The following is a 16,206-nucleotide window of genomic DNA, read 5'->3' as shown; positions in this document are numbered from 1 at the left end:
TTTTTTCCGAATGCCGCGTGGAATGGCTCCTTTGCGAGCCATGTAACGGTAACTTACCCTGCGGAGGGCGCGTATTACCTGACGCAGCGAGAGCGCCCACCCTATCACTGCGGTACCACTCGACGCCGCCATGGCCGGCGATTCGACACACTTGCAAGGATTGCAGCTTTCATGTCACGCCAAAGCTTAGCTATGGCGGGTTCCTCGATTCATGAAACCCGCTCCGCTACCGCCCCTGCCGATGCCGATCAGACCGGCGATTTCACCATCAGCGATCTTGCCCGTGATTTCGGCGTCACGCTGCGCACGCTCCGCTTCTACGAATCGCGGGGCCTGATCGCCCCGAGCCGTTCCGGCATGACCCGCATCTATTCGGCGCGCGACCGGGCGCGCCTCGCCCTGATCCTCAAGGGCAAGCAGCTCGGTTTCACGCTCGTCGAGATCCGCGCCATGCTGGCCAACGAGGACAAGAAGGGCGGGGCTGGCGATATGGCGGCTTCCGTCGGGGGCCTTCAGCTCAGCCGGGAGCAGATCGTGGAGCAGCTCGAACTGCTGCGCAGCCAGCGCACCGAGATCGAAAGCGCGATCACCGAGCTTGAAGCGTCGCTCGTTCGTATGCCGAAAGCCTGAGGCTCTCGGGTCGACAGTCAAAGCCCCGGCTTCGCCGGGGCTTTTTTTATGACCGCGTCACGCTCCCGCCATCCCGCGAGCGACAAATCGCGAGGCTGCAGTTGCAACTTCGGCTAGATTGTTTATATATGAACTATCTTGCTGCGGCGACAGGAACCAGGCGCCGCCTTGCGACGAGAGGGAGGATCCGATGCCGGTCTACAAGGCACCCGTCGACGACACGCTTTTCCTGCTCAACGACGTCTTCGCCATCGAGCGCTACAACAACCTGCCGGGCTTCGCCGACGCGTCCTCCGACGTGATCGAAGCCGTGCTCGGCGAGGGCGCGAAGCTCTGCGAGGAAGTCCTCCAGCCGATCAACCATTCCGGCGACCAGGAGGGCTGCACCCGCCATCCTGACGGCCGCGTCACCACGCCGAAGGGTTTCAAGGCGGCCTATGAAGCCTATGCCGGCGGCGGCTGGATCGGCTTGGCCATGGACCCGGAATATGGCGGCCAGGGCCTGCCCTATACGTTGGGGGCTGTGATCAACGAGTACGCCTCGGCCGCGAACATGGCCTTCGCCATGTATCCGGGCCTGACCATGGGCGCGATCGCGGCGCTCTATGTCCACGGCTCCGACGAGATCAAGCGCACCTATCTGCCGAAGATGATCGACGGCACCTGGTCGGGCACCATGAACCTGACCGAGCCGCATTGCGGCACCGACCTCGGCCTGCTCAAGACCAAGGCCGTGCCGAACGGCGACGGCTCCTACGCCATCACCGGCACCAAGATCTTCATCTCGGCCGGCGAGCAGGACATCACCGGGAACATCATCCATCTTGTGCTGGCCCGCATCGAGGGCGCGCCGGCCGGCGTGAAGGGCATCTCGCTCTTCGTCGTGCCGCGCAACAAGTTGGGCGAAGACGGCTCGGTCGGCGCCAATAACGGCGTGTCCTGCGGCTCGATCGAGCACAAGATGGGCATTCACGGCAACGCGACCTGCGTCATGAACTATGACGGCGCGCAGGGCTGGCTGGTCGGGACCGAGAACAAGGGCCTCAATGCCATGTTCGTGATGATGAACGAGGCCCGCCTCGGCGTCGCGATCCAGGGGCTCGCCCAGTCCGAGGTCGCCTACCAGAACGCCGTCGCCTATGCGAAGGAGCGCCTGCAGGGCCGTGCGCTCACCGGCGCCAAGGAGCCCGCCAAGCCGGCGGACCCGATCATCGTCCATCCCGACGTGCGCCGCACGCTGATGTCGATCAAGGCCTTCAACGAGGCGGCCCGCGCCTTCGTGCTCTGGAACGCGCTGAAATCCGACATCGCCCATCGCTCCGGCGACGCGGCCGAGCGCCAGGCGGCCGATGACCAGCTCGGCCTGATGACGCCGGTGCTCAAGGGCGTGCTCACCGATATCGGTTTCGACAATGCGGTGAAGGCGCAGCAGATGTTCGGCGGCCACGGCTACATCGCCGAGACCGGCGTCGAGCAGTTCGTCCGGGATGCCCGCATCGCCATGATCTACGAGGGCGCCAACGGCGTGCAGGCGATGGATCTCGTCGGCCGCAAGCTCGGCCGCGACGGTGGCCGCGGCATCATGGCCTTCTTCAACGAAGTCGGCGCCTTCCTCAAGGAGAATGCCGAGGACGAGGCGCTGAAGCCCTTGCTGGGGCCGCTCCAGGTTTCGCTCGGCCACCTCCAGCAGGCGGCGATGTGGTTCATGAACAACGCGCTCGCCAAGCCCGACAATGCCGGCGCCGGCGCGAATGACTTCATGCATCTGCTGGGTCTGGTCTCGCTCGGCTACATGTGGGTGAAGATGGCCAAGGCCGCGCAGGAGAAGCTCAAGGCCGGTGCCGACGAACGGATGAGCGGCAAGCTCGTCACGGCCCGCTTCTTCATGGAGCGCACCTTGCCGGAAACCGGCGCCCATCTGGCACGTATCACCTCCGGCGCCGACACGACGATGGCGCTGAGCGCCGAGCAGTTCTGACGCGCATAGCACTTAACGTCATGCCCGGGCTGGACCCGGGCATCTCTTGATGAGTTCGCTGGATGAGAAGATGGTCGGGTCAAGCCCGACCATGGCGTTCAGCAGGAAAACAAGTCGCCGGGTCGCGGCAGGCCAGGGAGTTCCCTCGATGGCAGACGCATTCATCTACGACCACGTCCGGACGCCGCGCGGCAAGGGCAAGGCCGACGGCTCGCTCCATGAAGTCACGGCGATCGAGCTTGGCACCCAGGCGCTCCGCGCGATCAAGGACCGCAACGGTCTCGATCCGCTCCTCGTCGAGGATGTGGTTATGGGTTGCGTCGACCCGGTCGGCGAGGCCGGCGCCGATATCGCCCGCACGGTCGCACTCAAGGCCGGCTACGGCAAGGAAGTGCCGGGCGTGCAGATCAACCGCTTCTGCGCCTCGGGCCTCGATGCGGTGAACCTCGCCGCGGCGCAGGTCATGTCCGGCCAGAAGGAGATGGCGATCGGCGGCGGCGTCGAATCGATGTCACGCATCGGCATGGGTGCTTCCGGCTTCGGCATCGCGGTCGATCCATCAGTCGCGATCGACACTTATTTCATGCCGCAGGGCGTCTCCGCCGACCTGATCGCGACCAAATACGGCTTCTCGCGCGACGACGTCGACGCCTTCGCCGTGCGCTCGCACCAGCGCGCCGCAAAGGCCTGGAGTGAAGGCCGCTTCAAGAACTCGGTGATCCCCGTCACCGACGTCAACGGCCTCGTCATCCTCGATCGCGACGAGACGATCCGGCCGGGCACCGACATGCAGACGCTCGCAGCGCTCAAGGCCTCTTTCGTCCAGATGGGCGAGATGGGTGGCTTCGATGCGGTCGCCACCGCCGCGCATCCGGATGTCGAGTTCATCAACCACGTCCATCATGCCGGCAATTCTTCCGGCATCGTCGATGGCGCGGCTGCCGTGCTCGTCGGTTCGAAGAAGGCCGGCAAGGCCGCGGGCCTGAAACCTCGCGCCCGCATCAAGGCTTTCGCCACGGTCGGTTCCGATCTGGCGCTGATGCTGACCGGCCCGGTCGACGTTACCGAGCTCGTGCTGAAGAAGGCCGGCATGTCCAAGAAGGACATCGACCTCTTCGAGCTGAACGAGGCCTTCTCTTCGGTGGTGCTGCGCTACCAGCAGGCGCTCGACATCGATGACGAGGTTCTGAACGTCAATGGCGGCGCCATCGCCATGGGCCATCCGCTCGGCGCAACCGGGGCGATGGTGCTCGGCACCGTGCTCGACGAGCTGGAGCGGCAGGACAAGCAGACCGCGCTGGTGACGCTCTGCGTCGCCGTCGGCATGGGCGTCGCCACCATCATCGAGCGCGTCTGAGCGGAAGGGCAGGGAGAGAGATCATGAACCTCACCAATTTCCGCTTCGAGACCGATGCCGACGGCATCACTGTGGCGACCTGGGACATGCCGGGTCGCTCGATGAACGTCATCACTCCCGAGGTGATGGAAGAGCTGAACCAGATCGTCGACAAGGTCGCGGGCGACGAAGCCATCAAGGGCTGCGTCATCACCTCCGGCAAGGAGAGCTTCTCCGGTGGCGCCGACCTCACCATGCTCCAGGGCCTGCGCGATCTCTATGTGAAGCTCGCCAAGGAGAAGGGCGAGGCGGTCGCGATGCAGAGCTTCTTCGATGAGAGCCGCAAGCTCTCGCTGCTCTACCGCAAGCTCGAAACCTGCGGGAAGCCGTTTGCCGCGGCGATCCATGGCGTCTGCCTTGGCGGTGCCTTCGAGCTCTCGCTCTCTTGCCAGTATCGTGTCGTCTCGGATGATGCCTCGACCCGCGTCGGCCTGCCCGAGATCAAGGTCGGTCTTTTCCCCGGCGCCGGCGGCACCCAGCGCGTCGCGCGCCTGATGCAGACTGGCGACGCCCTCCAGATGATGTTCAAGGGCGAGCAGGTGAAGGCGCTGCCGGCGCGCAATTCCGGCCTCGTTCATGCGGTCGCCCCGCGCGCCGACATCGTCCAGAACGCCAAGGACTGGCTCAAGGCCAATCCGCAGGCGACCGCACTTTGGGACCAGAAGGGTTTCAAGCTGCCTTCCAACAAGGTGCATTCGCCGGCCGGCATGCAGATCTGGCCGCCGGCCAATGCGATCTACCGCCGTGAGACCAACGACAACTATCCGGCCGCTCGCGCCATCCTCTCGGCGGTCTATGAGGGGCTGCAGCTCCCGATCGATCTCGGCCTCAAGGTCGAGAGCCGCTACTTCGCCAAGATACTCAGGACGAAGGAGGCGGCCTCGATGATCCGGTCACTCTTCGTCTCGATGCAGGAGCTGAACAAGGGCGCCCGCCGCCCGGCCGACGTGCCGCCTTCGAAGCTCAAGAAAGTCGGCGTCATCGGCGCGGGCTTCATGGGCGCCGGCATCGCCTATGTCACGGCCAATGCCGGCCTCGAGGTTGTGCTGGTCGACAAGGACATCGAGGCGGCCGAGAAGGGCAAGGCCTACTCGCACAAGCTGGTCTCCGACCAGATCATGAAGGGCCGCGCCAAGACCGCCGATCGCGACGCGCTGCTCGGCCGCATCAAGGCCTCGGCCGACTATGCCGATCTCAAGGGCTGCGACCTGATCGTCGAGGCCGTCTTCGAGGACCCGAAGGTCAAGGCCGAGGTCATCGCCAAGGTCGAGGCCGTGGTCGGCCCGCGCACGATCTTTGGCTCCAACACCTCGACGCTGCCGATCACGGGGCTCGCCCAGACCAGCCAGCGCCCGAAAAACTTCATCGGCATCCATTTCTTCTCGCCGGTCGAGAAGATGCTGCTGGTCGAGGTCATCATGGCCAAGAAGACCGGCAAGAAGGCGCTCGCCATGGCCCTGGACTATGTCCGCGCCATCAAGAAGACGCCGATCGTCGTCAACGACACCCGCGGCTTCTACGCCAATCGCTGCGTCGGCAACTATATCCGCGAAGGCCATCTGATGCTGATGGAAGGCCTGCCACCGGCGATGATCGAGGCCGCCGGCAAGCAGGCCGGCATGCCGGTCGGGCCGCTCTCGCTCAATGACGAGGTCGCGGTCGATCTCGCCTACAAGGTGCTGAAGGCCACCAAGGCCCAGCTCGGCGAGGGCGCGGTCGATCAGGCGCAGGAGAAGCTGCTCGCCGACATGGTCGAAAAGCACGGTCGCCTCGGCCGCAAGAACCGCAAGGGCTTCTACGATTATCCGGAAGCCGGGCCGAAGCGGCTCTGGCCGGGCCTTGCCGATCTCGCAGGCCCGCGTCTCGATCCCGACAGCGTCGACATGGAGGAGCTGAAGCACCGTCTCCTGGTGACGCAGGCTCTCGAAGCCGCGAAGACCTATGAGGAGGGCGTCGTCACCGACCCGCGCGAGGCCGATGTCGGCTCGATCATCGGCTTCGGTTTCGCGCCTTACTCGGGCGGCACGCTCTCCTATATCGACAACATGGGCGCGGCTACCTTCGTGAAGCTCTGCGAGAAGCTCGCCAGGGCCCATGGCGAGCGCTTCAAGCCGAACCGGCTGCTGAAGCGCATGGCCAAGACCGGCGAGAGCTTCTACGGCGCGGCCGAGAAGAAAGTGGCCTGAGCCTCCCGGTTCAAGCAGCCAGCCGCGTGCGCAGCAGCGCCACGAGCCAGTCCGCGAAGACCTGCAGCCGGCGCGACAGGTGCCGGCGGTGGGGATAGAGCAATGTCATCGGCATCGCCGCTGCGTGGTGCCGTGGCATGACCTCGACGAGCTCGCCCGCCGCGAGATGCTCGGCCACGTCATAGGCCGGGATCTGGATCAGGCCGAGCCCGGCAAGGCAGCAGGCGATATAGGCCTCCGCGCTGTTGACGGTGACGCGACCGGGCAGGGCGCGGCCGTGAAGCGTTCCGTCCTCCAGCCATTCCCAAGGCTCGATCCGCCCCGTCGTCGGCGAAGCGTAGTTGACCGCCCTGTGCCCGTCGAGCTCGCCGGGATGCGTCGGCACGCCATGCGCTGCGAGATAGCCGGGGCTGGCGACATTGATCAGCGGCAATTCCCCGACCGAACGGGCGATCAATCCTGAATCGTTCAGGGGGCCGACACGCAGCACGCAGTCGATGCCGTCCTCGATCAGGTTCGCTGCCCGGTCGGTGACACTGAGATCGATATCGATCTCGGGATAGCGGGCGAGGAAGTCGGGCAGGGCCGGTGCAATGATCAATCGCCCGATCCGGCCGGGCACGTCGATCCTGAGCCGCCCGGCGGGGCTCGCGGTGCTATGGCGGAACAGTGCCTCGGTTTCCTCGACATCGGCGACGAGCCGCGCGCAATGCTCATAGAAGGCCGCGCCGTCCGGCGTCGCCGAGACTCGCCGCGTCGTGCGATGCAGCAGCCGCGTACCGATCCGCTGTTCGAGAGCGGCGACCGCCGCCGAGACCGAGGAACGCGGCAGCCCGAGCGCCTTGGCGGCCTGGGTGAAACTCTCGCATTCGACGACGCGGGCATAGATGCGGAAGAGGTCGATGCGGTCCAAATCGGCACTCCGGATTGTTCGTGATATCTGACCAGTGATGTCCTGATCAAAATCTTTATAGCTGATTTTTGGACGGTATCTTGTGGCCATCGATTGCGAGTGAACAGGAGCATGCGATGGCCGATCACGGCATCAAGGGTAAGACGGTTCTGATCGCCGGCGGCGCCAAGAATCTCGGCGGTCTGCTGGCGAAGGACCTCGCCGCGCAGGGCACGAAAGCCGTCGCCATCCACTACAACAGCACGCCGGCCAAGGCCGAGGCCGAGAAGACCCTCGCGGCGATCAAGGCAGCCGGTGCGGAAGCCTATGCGTTTCAGGCCGACCTGACCTCGGCGGCTGCGATGGAGAAGCTCTTCGCTGACGCCAAGGCGGCGATGGGCTCGATCGACATCGCCGTGAACACGGTCGGCAAGGTCCTGAAGAAGCCGATGGTCGAAATCAGCGAGGCCGAGTTCGACGAGATGAGCGCGGTCAACTCCAAGACGGCGTTCTTCTTCCTCAAGGAGGCCGGCAAGCAGGTCGGCGACAACGGCAAGGTCTGCACGCTGGTGACCTCGCTGCTCGGCGCCTTCACGCCGTTCTATGCGAGCTATGCCGGCACCAAGGCGCCGGTCGAGCACTATACCCGCGCTGCCTCGAAGGAATTCGGTGCCCGTGGCATCTCGGTCACCGCGATCGGGCCGGGGCCGATGGACACGCCGTTCTTCTATCCGGCGGAAGGCGCCGATGCGGTCGCCTATCACAAGACGGCCGCCGCGCTCTCGCCCTTCTCGAAGACGGGCCTGACCGACATCCAGGATATCGTCCCCTGGATCCGCTTCCTGGTCTCGGACGGCTGGTGGATGACGGGGCAAACCATTCTCGTGAATGGTGGCTACACGACGAAGTGAAGATGTCCCTGCTGGGGTCAGGACCCGCGATCCGCTAGGGAAGCGGGGCCTGAACCGGGATAGCGAAGACCGAGCCTACGCATGCCTCCACGCCCGATCCTGAGTTTTCCCGATCCGCGCCTGCGCGTGGCGGCGGCACCCGTCACGCGCTTCGATGCCGATCTGCGCGAACTGGCGGCCGATCTGCTCGATACGATGCGCGCGGCGCCCGGCATCGGCATCACCGCGCCGCATATCGGCGTGTCCCAGCGATTGGTGGTGCTGGAGCTGACGCCCGGCGACGTCCGGACCTATGCCAATCCGGTGCTGGACGGGGTCTCACGCGAGACCATCCGCCATGTCGAGGGCAGCGTCTCGATGCCCGGCGTCACCGACGAGCTCGAACGCCATGCCCATGTCCGGGTGCGCTATCACGATCTCGACGGGGTGGAGCAGAACGAGGAGGCGGACGGCCTGCTGGCCGTCTGCCATCAGCACGAGATCGACCAGCTCGACGGCATCTTCTGGATCGACCGCCTGTCGCGACTCAAGCGCGACAGGCTGATCGCGCGCTACAACAAGTTGCGGCGCGTCTGAACGGCGCGCCGCCTATTGGGCGAGGGCGCCGAAGACGAACTCGCTCGCCACGCGAAGCGGCAGCCGCGAATTGCCGGGCTGGTTGTAGTTTCCTGCCGTGACGGCGATGACGATCTGCTGTTTGGGCGCGACGATCAGGCGTTGCCCGCCATTGCCTTCGGCGCCGTACCAGGGATCGCCGGCACGGTCGCGGCCGAGATACCACTGATAGCCGTAGCGGAGCCCGTCCGACCGCTGCGAGCGCTCGGTGAGAGCCTGCTCCACCCAATCTGCCGGGATGATCTGCCGTCCGCCATAATGGCCCTTGTCGAGCAGAAGCTGGCCGATCGCGGCCAGGTCGCGTGGGCGCAGGCGCAGGCCCGAGGCTGCGGCTTCTTCACCGTTCATGCCGTTCGTCCAGACGAAATGCTCGATCCCGAGCGGCGCGAACAGACGGCTCGAAGCATACGTGCCGAGGCGCTGGCCGGAACCCCTGGCGACGAGATGGCCCAGCAGGGCTGTGGCGCCGCCGCTATAGGTCCAGGCCTCGCCGGGCGGGCGGGTGATCGGCTGCTCGAGGATGAAGCGGTAGCGGTCGGCTGCCCGCTCCATCGCGATCTCGCTGTTGCGCGGGTCGGTATAGGGCAGGCTCTCGTCCCAGGCGAGGCCCATGCTCATGGTCAGGACATGCTCGATCTTGATGCGCTGCCGGTCGGCATCCGCAGCGAGATCGCGATAATCCGGGAAGCTCGCCAGCACCGGAGCGCCCGGTTTCGGGACCAGGCCTTCGCCGAGCGCGATGCCGTAGATCAGACCGACGATGCTCTTCGACACGGAACGGAGGTCGTGGAGCTCGTCGGCATTGAAGGCGACGGTACCGCGGCTGTCGCCCCAGATTTCGTCCGCGCCGCTGAAATAGTGCTCCATCGCGATCTTGCCGTGCCGGAGCACGACGAGGCCATGGAGCCCTTTCAGTTCGCCGTCTGCGAAGGCCTTCTCAAGGCGTTCGCTCGCATCGGGTTTGAAACCCGCCTCGGTGAGAGACTGGGATTGCCATTGGCGAGCCGGCGCTTGCGCCGCGGCCGGGCGCGGCACAAGGGCTACGCTCGCCGCGGTGAGAAAAGTGCGCCGATCCATCTCAATCAGCTCCCTGTCGAACGCTGCTTCAGTTCGCAACCGCCCGGATCACCCGGCGCAGCTTCCCGATCAGCTCGTCAACCTGGCTCTCCGTGATGATCAGCGGCGGCGAGAAGGCGATCGTATCGGCGGCCGTCCGCACCATCAGCCCTTCCTCGCGGAAGAGGCGGTCCATGGCTTCGAAGGCCCGCTTGCCGACGCCATCGGCACGGGGCGCGAGGTCGACGGCGCCGACGATGCCGAGCGTGCGGATGTCGACGACGTTCGGTTCGCCCTTCAGGCTCATCACCGCATCGGCCCAGGCGCCTTCCATCGCGCGCGCCCGTTCGAACAGGCCTTCGTCGCGGTAGATGTCGAGCGACGCCAGGCAGGCGGCCGCCGCCAGCGGATGGCCCGAATAGGTGTAGCCGTGGAACAGCTCGATGACGTTGTCCGGGCCGCCCATGAAGGCGTCGTAGATGTGCTTGCGCACGATCACGCCGCCCATCGGCACGGTGCCGGAGGTCACGCCCTTGGCGAAGGTGATCATGTCGGGGATCACGCCGTAGCGTTCGGCGGCGAAGGCGAAGCCCAGTCGCCCGAAGCCGGTGATGACCTCGTCGAAGATCAGGAGGATGTTGTGCTTGTCGCAGATCTCGCGCAGGCGCTTGAGATAGCCCTTCGGCGGCGGCAAGGCGCCGGTCGAGCCAGCCATCGGCTCGACGATCACGGCGGCGATGGTCGAGGCGTCGTGCAGCGCGACGATGCGTTCCAGGTCATCGGCGAAATGCGCGCCATATTCCGGCTCGCCCTTGCTGAAGGCCTGCTTCTCGCGGTCGTAGGTATGGGCGAGATGGTCGACGCCGGTGAGCAGCGAGCCGAAGAACTTGCGGTTGTTCGACATGCCGCCGACCGAGATGCCGCCGAAGCCGACGCCGTGATAGCCACGCTCGCGGCCGATCAGGCGGGTCTTGGCGGCCTTGCCCGAGATGTTCCAGTAGGCGAGCGCGATCTTGAGCGCGGAGTCGCCCGCCTCCGAGCCCGAGCCGGCGAAGAAGACATGGTCGAGATCGCCCGGCGCCAGCGCCGCGATGCGGGCGGCGGCAGCGAAGACCTTGGGGTGGCCGTACTGGAAGGACGGGGCGTAGTCGAGGTCGCGCGCCTGGGCCTGGATCGCCTGGATGATCGGCTCGCGGGCGTGGCCGGCATTGCAGCACCACAGGCCCGCCGTGCCGTCCATGACCGGCTTGTTGTCGGGCGTGTAGTAGAACATGCCCTCGGCCCGCGCGACCATGCGCGGGTTCTTCTTGAACGACCGGTTGGCCGTGAACGGCATCCAGTAGGCTTCGAGGTCGTTCGGTGCGGCGATGGCGGAGGATGCTGACGTCATTCGAAGGGCCCCTGTGGATTAACCTTGGTTAAAGCTAGCAGGAGCCAGCGGCCTGTAAATCGCCATCATGGCGCCCCAAGGCTGCGTCCGGCGGATGACGGCTCGAAGCCGGCTGCGGGTGACGTTAGGTCGCCAATGGCGTAAGCTCCCCTGGTGGGGGCGACAAACTGAACGGACCCCGATGACGGAAGGCGCAGATGATCCTGGACGGCTGGATGTCCGAGCCGCGGCGATCATTCGCGCGGGTCTCGACCGCGTCCTCGTCTCCGACACCTTTCGCGCCGCTCCCCAGCTTTCGGCGTTTCTGAGCTTCATCGTCGAGCGTACGGTCGAAGGACGCGCAGCCGAGCTGAAAGGCTACACGATCGCGGTCGAGGGCCTTGGCCGGCCAGCGGACTTCAATCCGCAGATCGATCCGATCGTCCGCGTCGAGGCCGGGCGGCTGAGGCGGTCGCTGGCGCAATATTATGCCGGGGACGGCCGCGATGACCCTGTGCAGATTTCGATGCCGGTGGGCGGCTATGTCCCGGTCTTCACCTGGTTCGGCGGCGAGGGGAGCCGGGTTGCAGCCGACGGATTCGAAGATGCGCCCGAGCCGGATCGCCGCACGGCCCGCCGCTGGGCCGGCCTGACCCTCGCCGCGCTTGCGCTCGGCCTGCTCGCGCTCGGCTGGTGGTATCTGGCGCCGCCGCGCGGATCGGTCGTATCCGAGGCCTCGAAATCGGTTGCGGTCGGGCAGGCCGTCGACGCGCCGCCGGAGGCGGCAGCGGCGCCTCGCCTCGTGCGTGTCGCGATCACGATTCCCAATCCGCCTTCCGATCCCAGGCTCGCGGATATCCTGCGCCGCTTCTCGGCGCTGCTCGTCGATGCGATGGCGCGCTTCGACGATCTCGTGACGATCAAGACGCCGTCGCCTGGCTCCGCCCTTTCGGATGAGATCGACTATGTGTTCGAGATGGACGCTCAGGGCGTCAATGGCGGGGCCGAGGGACTTGGCCGCCTGCGCTTCGTCCGGGACGGGCGCATCGTCTGGACGACCTCGTCGAACCGCCTCTCGCTTGCGGCGCTGCAGGAAAGCGATCTGGCCGAGATGGCGCGGCGGCTGGCGACGCGGCTGACAGAGCCCTTCGGCATCATTCTGGCCGATGCGCGCCAGTTCTCGCCGTCTCCCGCCATCCGCTGCATCCTGAAGGCCTTCGACGCGCGCCGTGCCATGCTGCCCGAGATGCACCAGGCTGCCAGGCTCTGCCTGGCCCAGCTGGTCGAGCAGGACCCGGGTTTCTATCCGGCCTGGGCCCATCTTGCGATCATGACGCTCGGCGAACGCGGCCTGGCTCCGGCCTCGCCGGGCCCGGACCCGCAGGATGACACAGGCGATTCGCGATCTCCGCTCGACCGCTCTCTCGCGGCGGCGCTGACGGCGATCCGCCTCGCCCCGTCCGGAGCGCGGGCCTACCAGGCGATGATGAAGGTGCTGCTGCTGCGCGGCGCCACCGAAGAGGCGATCCAGATGGGCCGCGAGGCGCAGACCCGCAACCCCTATGATCCGGAGATCCTGGCTGACATGGGGGCGCTCTACGTGCGGCTCGATCGCTCGCCCGAAGGGTTGCCGCTGCTGGAACGCGCGACCGCGCTCAGCGTCGCCCGTCCGCCGCGATATGATTTTTATGCATTCCTGGGCGCTTACTTGATCGGCGCCGGGAAAGCGTCGGAGAGCCATGCCGGGATGCTGGTCGCGGACACGAGCCAGCTCAGCCTGCTCGGCCAGGCGCTCAAGGCCGCTGCTGACAACGACCCGGAGAAACAGGCGAAGGCGCTCGCCCAGTTGGCCGAGAAATCCCCGCTTTTCGCGCAGAGCCCCCGCGCCTTTCTCGAAAGGCGGGCATTTTCCCGGTCGGTGATCGACAGGATTCTAACCGCGCTCGGGCTGAATAAACCATAAGTCAGGGTCGGCAAGCCCGGCTGTGGCGGAAATGAGGCGGATCGCTCGCTTAACCTCGCCGGGAAGGTTAATCTGCGCTCTGAGGCCGTGATTCGGTCCCCAATCCGATTCCTCGACGTGGCGCGAACGCTGCCGTGGCACCTGCCCGCCTGAAAGCCCTGCACCCTCTTGCTGGCGCCGTGACCGGCCTGTCGGCCGGCGCTGCCGTCGCGATCCTGCTGCCGGGCGGGCTCGGTGCGGCGCTGGGCCTTCTGGCTTCCGGAGCCGGCTTCATGCTGGCGATGCGGGCCTTCGAGCGGCGCGGCCTTGCCCGGCACGAACAGGCCATGGCGGGGCTTGGCGAGGTCAAGGTCCGTCTCGCCACCAACGCCATCCGTCTCGATGCCCTGTCGCAACGCGTCGAGCAGATGCCGATGCGCGATGCCGATGCCGCGCCGGCACGTGCCGCGATCCATGAATTGACGGCCGAGGTCGGGCTGCTTGGCGACCTGATCCATCAGGTGGCGACGACGCTCGCCGATCATGAGAACGTCCTGGCTCGCCTGCCGGACCCTGTCGTCTCTGCGACTGCCGCGCCAGTGCCCGAGGTGGTGCTCGACCCGGAAGCAATGCGCCGGGAACGAGCCGAGAAGCTTGCTGCCGAACGGACCGCCGCCGCTGCTGCGGCGCGCGAGGAGGCCGAGGCCGAACGGGCCGCCCTGATCGGCAAGGCTCTGGGAGAAGGCCGGCTCGAGATCCATCTGCAGCCGATCGTCTCCCTGCCGCAGCGCCGGACCTGCGGCTACGAGGCGCTGGCGCGCCTGCGGCTCGACGAGAACACGCTGCTGCTGCCCCATGAGTTCCTCGAGACCGTCGAGGCGCGCGGCTTCGGGCCGACGCTGGACGCGCTTGTCCTGACGCGGGCGCTGGCGATCGCCCGCCATCTCGGCTCGAAGGAAGGGAGCATCTTTGTCTCCTGCAATTTCAGCAACGCGACCTGGACGTCGTCGCGGGCGCTGGCCACCCTGACCCGCATCCTCGACAAATACCGCGAGCATACAGGCCATCTCGTCATCGAGATGCCGCAGGCGGTCTTCCGCGAGCTCGACCCGACCAGCCTCGGCCTGCTCGGCGCGATGTCGGCGAACGGGGTTCGTTTCGCGCTCGATCAACTCGCGGACCTGCGCCTTGACCCGCGCGCCCTGTTCGATCGGGGCATCCGCTATGTGAAGGCGCCGGCCGCGCTGCTCCAGGCGCATGTCGAAGGCCGGATCCAGAGCGATATCGCGGCCGGCGACCTCGCCGCCTTGCTGGCCCGCGTCGCGATCATCCTCGTCGCAGACCAGGTCGAGGACAATCCCGCCGCCGCCGGCATGATCGAGCTTGGCGCCACGATGGGGCAGGGTCTGGCCTTTTCGCCGCCGCGTCCGGTCAAGCCCGAGGTTTTCGCCGAGCCGGAGCCCAGGCCTGTGGCGCAGCCTGCTCCCGCGCCTGCCGAGGCCGAGCGCCCCCCGCCGCAGAGCATTGCCGAGCGCCTGTTGGGCCAGGACAAGGGTTCGCCGGCACCGCTGCCTTTCCCTGGCGCCGCTGCACAGGAAGCGCCGCCGGAGCGGCTGCCCTTCCGGGCCGTGCTGCGCCGAGCCAGCGCCTGACGCGCGGCCGCCCGCCGCGGTCTCCGGTTCCGCTTCCGGCGAATCCCGTCTAGATCAGGCCTTGTCGAGGGGCGAAGCTCGCCTTTCATTGATGCAGCCGCCGGAGATCGAGACAGTGTCGCCATCGGGGATCGCTTCCACCCTTCCGCTTTCGGGCTTTTCCGAGGTCGCGGATCGTTTCGATCTCTGCCTGTGCGACGTCTGGGGCGTGGTCCATAACGGCGTCGCCGCCTATCGCGATGCGGTCGCGGCGCTGATGCGGATGCGCGAGCGCGGTATCAGCGTCGTTCTCGTCACCAACGCGCCGCGACCGGCCGAGGTCATCGTCGGTCAGCTCGACAATTTCGCCGTGCCGCGCGAGGCCTGGGATGCCATCGTTACCTCCGGCGATGTCTGCCGCTCGCTGATCCGCGAGCGGGCGGGCGAGCCGATGTTCCGCCTCGGCCCCGATCGGGACTTGCCGCTGGTCGCCGGGCTCGACGTGCGCGAGACCGGGCCGAATGAGGCGGCCTATGTGCTCTGCACCGGCCTGTTCGACGACGAGAACGACACGGCGGCAACCTATGCCGGCTTGCTCGCCGGCTTCGCCGCGCGCGGTTTGCCGCTGATCTGCGCCAATCCCGACCTTGTCGTCGAGCGCGGCGGGCGCATCATTCCCTGCGCCGGCTCGGTCGCGCTGGCCTATGAGGAGATCGGTGGACGGGTGGTCTATGCCGGCAAGCCGCATCGGCCGATCTACGAGGCGGCGGTGGCTGCCGCCGAAAAGGCGCGGGGAAGCGCGATCGCCCGCGACAGGATCTGCGCCGTGGGCGATGCGATCCGCACCGACATCGCCGGCGCCGACGCCTTCGGCGCGGCCGGCATCATGGTTCTGGCCGGCATCCACGCCCAGGATTTGATGGAAGCCTCATGGGACGAGCGTCGCGGCTGGTTCGGCCGGCAGACGCATCGTCCGGCCTATGCGATGCCGCATCTGGTCTGGTGAGATTGAGGCCGCTCCTCCGTCATTGCGAGGAGCGAAGCGACGAAGCAATCCAGGAGGGCTGGGCTGGGCGTCTTAACCCCGTCCCCCTGGATTGCTTCGCTGTGCTCGCAATGACGGGCGCGCGTCAGGCGGCGACGCAGACCGATTCGATCTTGGTCTTCAGCGTCTGCGCGTTGAACGGCTTGACGATGTAGTTGCTGACGCCGGCCTTCTTCGCCGCGACGACGTTCTCGGTCTTCGATTCGGCGGTGACGATGATGAACGGCGTTTCCGACAGCGCCGTTTCCTCGCGGACTTTCTGGAGCAGCTCGAAGCCGCTCATCGGCTCCATGTTCCAGTCGGAGATCACAAGGCCGTATTTCTTGTCGCGCATCTTCGAGATCGCGGCCGAGCCGTCCGAGGCATCGTCGACATTTTCGAAGCCGAGCTGCTTCAGCAGGTTGCGGATGATGCGGACCATCGTCTGGTAATCGTCGACGACGAGGATCGGCATGGACGGGTCGAGAGCCATTGCGATGCTCCAGGCATGACGGTCGCGGTGCCGGGACATACCAGCGCCGTGCCGCTCGTCCGAGTTGATAGCCGCAGCGCCTT

Annotated in this window: 13 protein-coding genes; 9 read left to right on the top strand and 4 right to left on the bottom strand. The window is 66.5% G+C overall.

Annotation, left to right across the window (positions count from 1 at the left end; genetic code table 11):
* The first annotated feature begins 192 nt into the window (after window positions 1-192).
* The 4 genes from ASE61_RS04510 (at window position 193) to ASE61_RS04495 (ending at window position 6,190) form a co-directional block, all read left to right on the top strand.
* Window positions 193-630, top strand: coding sequence for a MerR family transcriptional regulator (locus ASE61_RS04510; protein WP_061964987.1), 438 nt, complete (start codon window positions 193-195; stop codon window positions 628-630).
* 190 nt (window positions 631-820) lie between these two features.
* Window positions 821-2,608, top strand: coding sequence for an acyl-CoA dehydrogenase C-terminal domain-containing protein (locus tag ASE61_RS04505; RefSeq protein ID WP_061964985.1), 1,788 nt, complete (start codon window positions 821-823; stop codon window positions 2,606-2,608).
* Window positions 2,609-2,756: 148 nt separating this feature from the next.
* Window positions 2,757-3,965, top strand: a complete 1,209-nt coding sequence (locus ASE61_RS04500; protein WP_061964983.1) for an acetyl-CoA C-acetyltransferase — start codon at window positions 2,757-2,759, stop codon at window positions 3,963-3,965.
* Between the two features lie 23 nt (window positions 3,966-3,988).
* Entirely contained in the window at window positions 3,989-6,190 is a 2,202-nt protein-coding gene (locus ASE61_RS04495) for a 3-hydroxyacyl-CoA dehydrogenase NAD-binding domain-containing protein (RefSeq protein ID WP_061964981.1), read from the top strand.
* A 10-nt stretch (window positions 6,191-6,200) separates the two neighbouring features.
* Here ASE61_RS04495 and ASE61_RS04490 read toward each other — a convergent pair whose 3' ends face one another.
* On the bottom strand, window positions 6,201-7,103 hold the full coding sequence (locus tag ASE61_RS04490; protein WP_061964979.1) for a LysR family transcriptional regulator: 903 nt from the start codon (window positions 7,101-7,103) through the stop codon (window positions 6,201-6,203).
* A gap of 116 nt (window positions 7,104-7,219) precedes the next feature.
* Here ASE61_RS04490 and ASE61_RS04485 point away from each other — a divergent pair, with 116 nt between their 5' ends.
* Together ASE61_RS04485 and ASE61_RS04480 are read left to right on the top strand one after the other, a co-directional pair.
* Window positions 7,220-7,993: an SDR family oxidoreductase gene (locus tag ASE61_RS04485; protein ID WP_061964977.1), complete on the top strand. Its 774-nt coding sequence runs from the start codon at window positions 7,220-7,222 to the stop codon at window positions 7,991-7,993.
* Between the two features lie 81 nt (window positions 7,994-8,074).
* Window positions 8,075-8,569 carry a peptide deformylase gene (locus ASE61_RS04480; protein WP_061964975.1) on the top strand — a complete coding sequence of 165 codons (495 nt, stop codon included), beginning with the start codon at window positions 8,075-8,077 and terminating at the stop codon, window positions 8,567-8,569.
* A 12-nt stretch (window positions 8,570-8,581) separates the two neighbouring features.
* Here ASE61_RS04480 and ASE61_RS04475 read toward each other — a convergent pair whose 3' ends face one another.
* Both ASE61_RS04475 and ASE61_RS04470 read right to left on the bottom strand, forming a co-directional pair.
* Window positions 8,582-9,685: a serine hydrolase domain-containing protein gene (locus ASE61_RS04475; RefSeq protein WP_082617080.1), complete on the bottom strand. Its 1,104-nt coding sequence runs from the start codon at window positions 9,683-9,685 to the stop codon at window positions 8,582-8,584.
* A gap of 28 nt (window positions 9,686-9,713) precedes the next feature.
* Window positions 9,714-11,054 (bottom strand): aspartate aminotransferase family protein, encoded by a 1,341-nt coding sequence (locus tag ASE61_RS04470; RefSeq protein WP_061964973.1) that lies wholly within the window; start codon window positions 11,052-11,054, stop codon window positions 9,714-9,716.
* 181 nt (window positions 11,055-11,235) lie between these two features.
* Between ASE61_RS04470 and ASE61_RS04465 the strand changes: the two genes are divergently transcribed.
* The 3 genes from ASE61_RS04465 to ASE61_RS04455 all read left to right on the top strand — a co-directional run bounded on the left by ASE61_RS04465 (window position 11,236) and on the right by ASE61_RS04455 (window position 15,612).
* Window positions 11,236-12,996, top strand: coding sequence for a hypothetical protein (locus tag ASE61_RS04465; RefSeq protein WP_061964971.1), 1,761 nt, complete (start codon window positions 11,236-11,238; stop codon window positions 12,994-12,996).
* A 134-nt stretch (window positions 12,997-13,130) separates the two neighbouring features.
* Window positions 13,131-14,627, top strand: a complete 1,497-nt coding sequence (locus tag ASE61_RS04460) for an EAL domain-containing protein (protein ID WP_156406971.1) — start codon at window positions 13,131-13,133, stop codon at window positions 14,625-14,627.
* 115 nt (window positions 14,628-14,742) lie between these two features.
* Window positions 14,743-15,612 carry a TIGR01459 family HAD-type hydrolase gene (locus ASE61_RS04455; protein ID WP_244492703.1) on the top strand — a complete coding sequence of 290 codons (870 nt, stop codon included), beginning with the start codon at window positions 14,743-14,745 and terminating at the stop codon, window positions 15,610-15,612.
* A gap of 124 nt (window positions 15,613-15,736) precedes the next feature.
* Here the strand turns inward: ASE61_RS04455 and ASE61_RS04450 are convergent, their stop codons facing one another.
* The gene (locus ASE61_RS04450) at window positions 15,737-16,123 is read right to left on the bottom strand and encodes a response regulator (RefSeq protein WP_061964967.1); all 387 of its coding nucleotides are present in this window, start codon (window positions 16,121-16,123) and stop codon (window positions 15,737-15,739) included.
* Window positions 16,124-16,206 lie beyond the last annotated feature (83 nt).

The organism is Allobosea sp. Root670 (genome assembly GCF_001429415.1).
In the GTDB taxonomy this organism is placed as follows: Bacteria; Pseudomonadota; Alphaproteobacteria; order Rhizobiales; family Beijerinckiaceae; genus Allobosea; species Allobosea robiniae.
The sequence above is the reverse complement of the archived record's forward strand: the minus strand, read 5'-3'. Positions and strand labels throughout refer to the sequence as shown.